This is a genomic window from Prevotella jejuni, assembly GCF_900187995.1.
Classification (GTDB): Bacteria; Bacteroidota; Bacteroidia; order Bacteroidales; family Bacteroidaceae; genus Prevotella; species Prevotella jejuni.
Genome location: NZ_FZNZ01000039.1, coordinates 20,944 through 28,351, shown reverse-complemented (window position 1 = coordinate 28,351; position 7,408 = coordinate 20,944). Strand labels below are relative to the sequence as shown.

Annotated in this window: 7 protein-coding genes; all 7 read left to right on the top strand. The window is 44.0% G+C overall.

Translation table 11 applies throughout. The features are described 5' to 3' along the window. The first annotated feature begins 115 nt into the window (after positions 1-115). On the top strand, positions 116-1,309 hold the full coding sequence (locus tag CHB62_RS12410; protein WP_254919385.1) for a glycoside hydrolase family 27 protein: 1,194 nt from the start codon (positions 116-118) through the stop codon (positions 1,307-1,309). Positions 1,310-2,093: 784 nt separating this feature from the next. After that, the gene (gene metK, locus CHB62_RS12405; RefSeq protein ID WP_009012995.1) at positions 2,094-3,386 is read left to right on the top strand and encodes a methionine adenosyltransferase; all 1,293 of its coding nucleotides are present in this window, start codon (positions 2,094-2,096) and stop codon (positions 3,384-3,386) included. Between the two features lie 6 nt (positions 3,387-3,392). Continuing rightward, complete coding sequence (locus CHB62_RS12400; protein ID WP_089367087.1) at positions 3,393-4,325, top strand: DUF4271 domain-containing protein; 933 nt, start codon at positions 3,393-3,395, stop codon at positions 4,323-4,325. A gap of 6 nt (positions 4,326-4,331) precedes the next feature. Next, entirely contained in the window at positions 4,332-5,087 is a 756-nt protein-coding gene (locus CHB62_RS12395; RefSeq protein ID WP_089367086.1) for a uroporphyrinogen-III synthase, read from the top strand. Between the two features lie 83 nt (positions 5,088-5,170). Further along, the gene (locus CHB62_RS12390) at positions 5,171-5,626 is read left to right on the top strand and encodes a ribonuclease P protein component (protein ID WP_089367085.1); all 456 of its coding nucleotides are present in this window, start codon (positions 5,171-5,173) and stop codon (positions 5,624-5,626) included. A 57-nt stretch (positions 5,627-5,683) separates the two neighbouring features. Further along, on the top strand, positions 5,684-5,983 hold the full coding sequence (gene yidD / locus CHB62_RS12385) for a membrane protein insertion efficiency factor YidD (RefSeq protein ID WP_176414873.1): 300 nt from the start codon (positions 5,684-5,686) through the stop codon (positions 5,981-5,983). Positions 5,984-6,088: 105 nt separating this feature from the next. After that, entirely contained in the window at positions 6,089-7,387 is a 1,299-nt protein-coding gene (gene tyrS, locus CHB62_RS12380; RefSeq protein ID WP_089367084.1) for a tyrosine--tRNA ligase, read from the top strand. The last annotated feature ends 21 nt before the right edge of the window (positions 7,388-7,408 follow it).

Here is a 7,408-nt window from a genome sequence, read left to right as displayed (position 1 = left end):
TCAGAGGGGTGACAGATATTCCTTTCTTTTTATATAGGCTTATGAAATTGTGTGCTTAAGAGAGTAGGCTTGCAACTGGGTTTTAGGACTGACCCCTAAATTCCGTAGATTGCTATTGTTTTTTGCAATCGCTCTCCTAACCTCCTTACACACAACAGCAGCTAATCGTGACTCGTTAGCACTGACGCCTCCAATGGGTTTCATGACTTGGAACAAATATAAGGAGGATATCAACGAACAACTGATACGACAGATTGCCGACAAGATGGCGGCCGACGGCTATGCAGAAGCAGGATATAAATACATCTTCATAGACGATGCATGGCAGGGAGGACGCGACAAACGTAATAACATCCTACCTGATCCAGAGAAGTTCCCAAGCGGCATGAAGGCCCTTGCCGACTATGTTCACTCAAAGGGTTTACGCCTCGGTATCTACTCAGATGCTGCTTTGCTGACTTGTGCTGGCTATACTGCAAGTTATGGTTTTGAGCAACAAGACGCCAAGACCTTTGCCGAATGGGGGATTGACTACCTTAAATACGACTACTGTCACGCTCCTTCTGACAGCGCTGTTGCCCACGAACGCTATAAAAAGATGGCTGATGCACTGCAGAACTCAGGTCGGAAAATTGTCTTGGGTGTCTGTGAATGGGGACAACTGAACCCTGAGAAGTGGGCAAGACAGGCTGGTGGTTCGCTCTGGCGCGTGAGCTTTGACGTGCGAGACATGTGGAAAGATATCGTGAAACAGGGTGGTATGGGTATCATCGACATCATCAACATTGCCGAACCACTTTATAAATACGCAGGCCCAGGACACTGGCTCGACATGGACATGCTCGTCGTTGGACTCGATGGAAAGGGTGGTCCATCAAGCGATTTGGGTGGTGTTGGCTGCACATATACGGAGTATCAGACCCAAATGTCTATGTGGTGTATGTTTGCTTCACCCCTGGCGATGAGCCACGACATCCTTCATGAGAACGAAGAAACACGTCGCATCCTACTCAACAAAGAGATAATAGCTATCAACCAAGACGCCCTTGGCGAAGTAGCCCACAGAGTTGACGTCCCTGGAAAGTGCCGTGTCTACCTTCGCCAACTAAGTGGTAACCGTCAGGCACTTGCCATCATGAACCCTTCTGACACTCCTCAGCGCATTCAGTTGCCGCTTTCTATCCTTGGGAACACGAAAGAATACAATTTCAGAGACGTCTGGGAGCATAAAACAACACGCCAACGTAAGACGTGGCAAGGCACCCTACAACCTCATGAAACAAAGGTGTTTACCGTTACAACACGATAACTTTCGAATTATTTTCATGAAAAAAAATATTTCTTGTCGTGAAAAAAAATATTTCTTCTCATGAAAAAAAATATTTTTCTTCATGAAAAGAAATCATAGAAGATAAGGATTAAGACTCCCCAAAACCTTGAAAGGCGATATTAAGTGGCTTTACATTTCATGTTATTGACGCTTATTATTGCCTTTCAAAATATACTACATTCACTTAGTTCACCGATAAACTCATAGCACAAACAGCCATTTCGGGCCTCCATAAAACCCCACTCTTCCTCGGAAAAGCGACCTATCATCCTCTATTGTTTGCAACCATATATGCGCAGTACTTACTGAGCAAATCGTGCAACGACAGTTCACCCTTCTCATATCGGTCGGCATCAAGCTTCAACACCCGCTCGTGTATAGATATACCCCTTTCTTATCTTTATGCGACGAATTAGACTCTATAACGTCGCAAAATATGCGACAATAACACTAAAAATATATCCAAAGTGCTTAAGAACATCCCTAATAGACCATATTTAGCAATAGAAACATCAGAAAGTCATGCATCATCAACCGTCATTTAACACCTAATAACCACTAATCGTCAACACCCAACACTCTTCATCCAACACCCGTCATCATCAATCAACACCCGATATTCAACACCCAACATCCATCAATCGCCCGCCAATAAAGCATAAATCTTACCTATTTATTTTGTTATCCCACTAAGTTGCAGTAACTTTGCAAACTTAAACAGAGAGTTAACAGTAATTTCAAACATAAAATATAAGATAACAATATGGCATATTTGTTTTCATCGGAATCAGTATCTGAGGGTCACCCAGATAAAGTTGCCGACCAGATAAGCGACGCTTTACTCGACCAATTCTTGGCTTACGACGAGGATGCACGTTGCGCTATAGAAACCTTTAACACCACAGGACAGGTGGTAATCATGGGTGAAGTGAGGTCTAAGGAATATGTTGACCTTCAGACAATAGCCCGCAAGACAATCAACAAGATAGGTTATACAAAAGCTGAGTATCAGTTTGATGGTAACAGCTGTGGAGTTCTCTCTGCTATTCATGAGCAGAGTGATGATATCAATCGTGGTGTTGATAATGGCGACACAGAGAACCAAGGAGCCGGAGACCAAGGTATGATGTTCGGTTACGCATGTAACGAGACAGACAATTACATGCCTGTAACCCTCGACTTAGCACACCTCCTTATGACCACATTAGCCGACATCCGTAAGGAAGGTAAGCACATGACCTACCTTCGTCCAGACTCAAAGAGTCAGGTGACAGTGGAGTATAGCGATGATAACATCCCTCAGCGCATTGACACAATCGTCGTTTCTACACAGCACGACGACTTTATTCAGCCAGCAGACAACTCACGTGAGGCACAGTTGAAGGCCGATAAAGAGATGGTAGAACAGATTCACAAAGACGTACTTGAGATTCTCATGCCACGTGTGAAAGCACAGATTAAATCAGAGAAAGTACTGGCTTTGTTCAATGATGATATAAAGTATCTTGTCAACCCAACAGGTAAGTTCGTGATTGGTGGACCTCATGGCGACACGGGTCTGACTGGTCGTAAGATTATTGTAGACACATACGGTGGTAAAGGTGGCCATGGTGGTGGTGCCTTCTCAGGCAAGGACTCAAGTAAGGTAGACCGCTCAGCAGCTTACATAACACGCTATATCGCTAAGAACATGGTGGCAGCTGGTGTGAGTGATGAGATACTCGTCCAGTTGGCTTACGCCATTGGTGTTGCCGAGCCAGTTAGTGTTTATGTGAATACTTACGGTCGCTCACATGTGAAAGCAACTGATGGTGAGATTGCAGAAAAGGTTAAGGAGCTGTTTGACCTACGTCCAAAGGCTATCGAAAAGACATTGAAACTTCGTCAGCCAATGTATTTGGAGACAGCTGCTTATGGACACATGGGACGTAAGAACGAGGTGGTCAAAAAGACTTTCGAGAGCCGTTACCATGACGCAAAGACACTTGATGTTGAGCTATTCACATGGGAGAAGCTCGACCGAGTTGATGATATCAAAAAGACCTTCGGACTTTAATAGACAATGCCGACAACTGATTCCATTGTTCGCCCGTCTCTGCTGCTGAAGAAAACATTAGTAGCAGGACAGAAGGCGAATGTTGATTCTGTGGCTAAGGCGGGTCAGAACACTGACTCGTCAATCTTGTTGCGCCCTAAAAAACAGAAGAGGTTTCAGCTAACGGATTTCAAGTTTGCAGAAGAAGGATACTTCAAAGGTAACAAGTACTTTAAGTTGGGACGTGGAGACATTCACGCAGATGGTGTGTCGGGTATCCCTGCTCCATACGCAGTAAGCAATGACAATGTTATTGCAGCAATGCTCTTAGGGTGCTTTATAATGGCAATGGTAGCCTTCTCTCTATCGAGGAATTTCATTGAACGGCAAGTAAAAAGCTTCTTCCGTGGTAGCCGTAGCAAGGAGTCGGTCGTTGAAGCAAATGAAGAAATACGCTTTCAACCTATCTTAATAGCACAGACTTCACTTTTAGGTAGTATCCTCTATTATTTCTTCGTACGTGATGTAGGGGGCGGTAGACTCTCGAATGACTCACAACTTGCGGCAATAGGCTGCTTTTTTGGCGTCTTCCTCGTATATTTCCTATTCAAGTATCTGGTCTATGGGTTCGTTAACTGGGTGTTCTTCGACAGGAAAAATAATGGACAATGGAGGCATACACAAATCTTCTTATACGCTCTTGAAGGGGTCTTGTTATTCCCTATTATACTCTTGCAGGTTTATTTCTCGCTGTCACTCCATGCTGCATTGATTTATACACTAATTGTTATGTTATTTATCAAAATGCTTGCTTTTTATAAGAGTTATACCATCTTTTTTAAGAGAATGGGGGCCAGTCTGCAAATAATTTTGTACTTTTGTGCGCTCGAATTGATGCCGCTGATGGTATTGTGGGGCATTTTGTTCATTACAGATAACTATTTGATAATAAACTTTTAGGACACGATGATAAAAAAGATCTTGGTTTCTCAGCCAAAGCCGTCAAGCGATAAGTCTCCTTACTACGACATTGAAGAGGACTTAGGAGTTGACTTGGTATTCAGACCATTCTTTAAGGTGGAGGGACTCTCAGCCAAAGAGTTCCGTCAACAGAAGGTAAATATATTGGACTATACGGCTGTGGTGTTTACTTCTCGGCATGCTGTAGACAATTATTTTAACCTTGCAAAGGAGATGCGCATCACTATCCCAGAGGATATGAAGTATTTCTGTGTGATTGAAACGATTGCCCTTTATATCCAGAAGTATGTGCAGTACCGCAAACGTAAGGTGTTCTTCGGTAATACAGGAAAGATAGATAGCCTCATTCCAACAATGACTAAGCACAAGACAGAGAAATATCTCGTTCCACAAAGTTCTGTACATACGGAGGCACTGAGCGAGTTGTTGGATGCTAATAAGCTCAAACACAAGGAATGTGTGATGTATCGCACAGTGAGCAATGGCTTAACAGAGGAAGAGGTAAAGAACTTTGATTATGATATGCTTGTCTTCTTCAGTCCAACAGGAGTAAAGGCACTGAAAGAGAATATCCCCAACTTTGTGCAAGGAGATATCAAGATAGCAGCCTTTGGACCTGCTACAGCGAAGGAAGTGGAGGCACAAGGGTTGAGACTCGACCTCCAAGCTCCATCTAAAGAGTATCCTTCTATGACAGGAGCATTGCGTGCTTTCTTAGAAGAAGAGAAGAAGAATAAATAGAATAACGGCTTCTGCCTCATCTGAAAGGATGGGGAAGGAGCCGACATCAGTACCGGACATACGGTAAACATAGGCTAACAAGGATGGAAAAACATGAAGAAAGACTGAGGAAAGGAGAACGTCTATGCAGCAAGAAGCTCATAGATACGCTCTTTGGACCTGGTAGAAGTCATGCGATGACAGTATTCCCCTTGAAGGCTGTTTACAGACTAATCGATAGTAAGTCAGAGGTTTCTACATCGCAAGAAACGCTCACGGAGCCTAATGTACAGCTTTTAGTCAGTGTTCCGAAAAAGCATTTTAAGCGTGCCGTAAAGCGCAATAGGGTGAAACGGCAGGTGCGTGAAGCCTATCGAAAGCGCAAGCGTCTTGTCACACAAAGTGTGGACAAACTAACAGATAAGCAGTTGTTGATAGCTTTTATATGGCTTTCAGACGAATTGACGGACTCCGACACCATCGAACAGCGGGTTTGCAACCTACTTCAAAGAATAGGAGAACGAATATTAAAGGATAGGGAAACAGATATTAAAAGATAGAGGAACGGACATAAAAGGATAGAGGAACCAATATAAAAGAATAGGAGAACAGATATAATGGATGAGAAGGAGAGAAAAGAGAAAGCCTCATCTGAAGTGCAATCTCAAAACATCTTTGCCAAGCTATGGCGTCTTTTCACACGTGGTTTATCGTGGTTATTAATACTCCCGATACTCTTCTATCGTCAGTTCATATCTCCCTTTACCCCACCCTCCTGTCGTTTCACCCCTACCTGTTCGGAGTATGGCAGGCAAGCAATACTCAAGCATGGTCCTTTTAAGGGTTTGGCGCTTACGATATGGCGTATATTAAGATGCAATCCATGGGGAGGCAGTGGTTATGACCCAGTTCCCTAACGATGCTAACAACAGAATATTAATACAGAGTAGAGGTTTATGAAGAATGGCCAGAACACCTCTGACACCTTCACCCCCTCGACTCCTTAAAGTATAAAGACATAGATGAAGAACTTTGTAGAAGAACTCCGTTGGCGTGGTATGCTGGCTCAAATGATGCCAGGAACCGAGGAAATGCTTCAAAAAGAGATGGTTTCAGCTTACTTAGGTACTGACCCTACAGCTGACTCATTGCACATCGGTCACCTTTGTGGCATCATGATGTTGCGTCATTTGCAGCGTTGTGGCCATAAGCCTTACCTCCTCGTTGGTGGAGCCACAGGTATGATTGGCGACCCATCAGGCAAGAGTCAGGAGCGCAACCTACTTGATGCGGAAACACTTTACCATAACCAAGAGGCTATCAAGAGGCAAGTAAGTAAGTTCTTGGACTTTGATGGCAACGAGCCAAACAAGGCTGAGATGGTTAACAACTATGATTGGATGAAGAACTTCACCTTCCTTGATTTCGCTCGATTGGTTGGCAAGCACATTACCGTCAACTACATGATGGCTAAGGATAGTGTGAAGAAGCGCTTGAGTGGTGAGGCTCGCGACGGACTCAGCTTTACTGAGTTCACTTATCAGCTCTTACAGGGTTACGATTTCCTCTATCTTTATGAGAAATTCGGCGTTAAGTTGCAGTTAGGCGGTAATGACCAATGGGGCAACATGACCACTGGTACAGAGCTTATCCGTCGTACCTTAGGTAACGAGACAGAGGCATTTTGCCTTACTTGTCCACTGATTACAAAGGCCGATGGAAAGAAGTTTGGCAAGACAGAAAGCGGTAATATCTGGCTCGATCGCAACCGAACAACACCGTATGCCTTCTATCAGTTCTGGTTGAATGTCAGTGATGATGATGCCGAGAAGTATATTAAGATCTTCACATCTTTGGAGCAGGATGTCATCGACAACCTCATCGAAGAGCATCGTCAAGACCCTGGTCGTCGTACACTTCAGTACCGTCTTGCAGAAGAGGTCACTCGTATGGTACACTCACAGGAAGACCTTGATATGGCCATTGCAGCCTCTAACATCCTCTTTGGTAAGAGCACTAAGGAGAACTTACTGCAGTTAGACGAGCAGACCTTCACCGATGTCTTTAAGGATGTACCCCATTATGAGGTATCAAAGGATGTACTTGGTCAACCCGCAGTCGAGGTCTTCAATCAGGAAGGTATGCAGATCTTCCCAAGCAAGAGTGAGATGCGTAAACTCGTAAAGGGCGGTGGTGTATCCCTTAACAAGGAGAAGCTTGCAGCCTTCGACCAGCCAGTAACCTCTGAAGACCTCATCGATGGCAAGTATCTTCTCATCCAGAAGGGTAAGAAGAACTACTCTCTGATTATCGTAAAATAAGTATCTACGAACTATCATTAC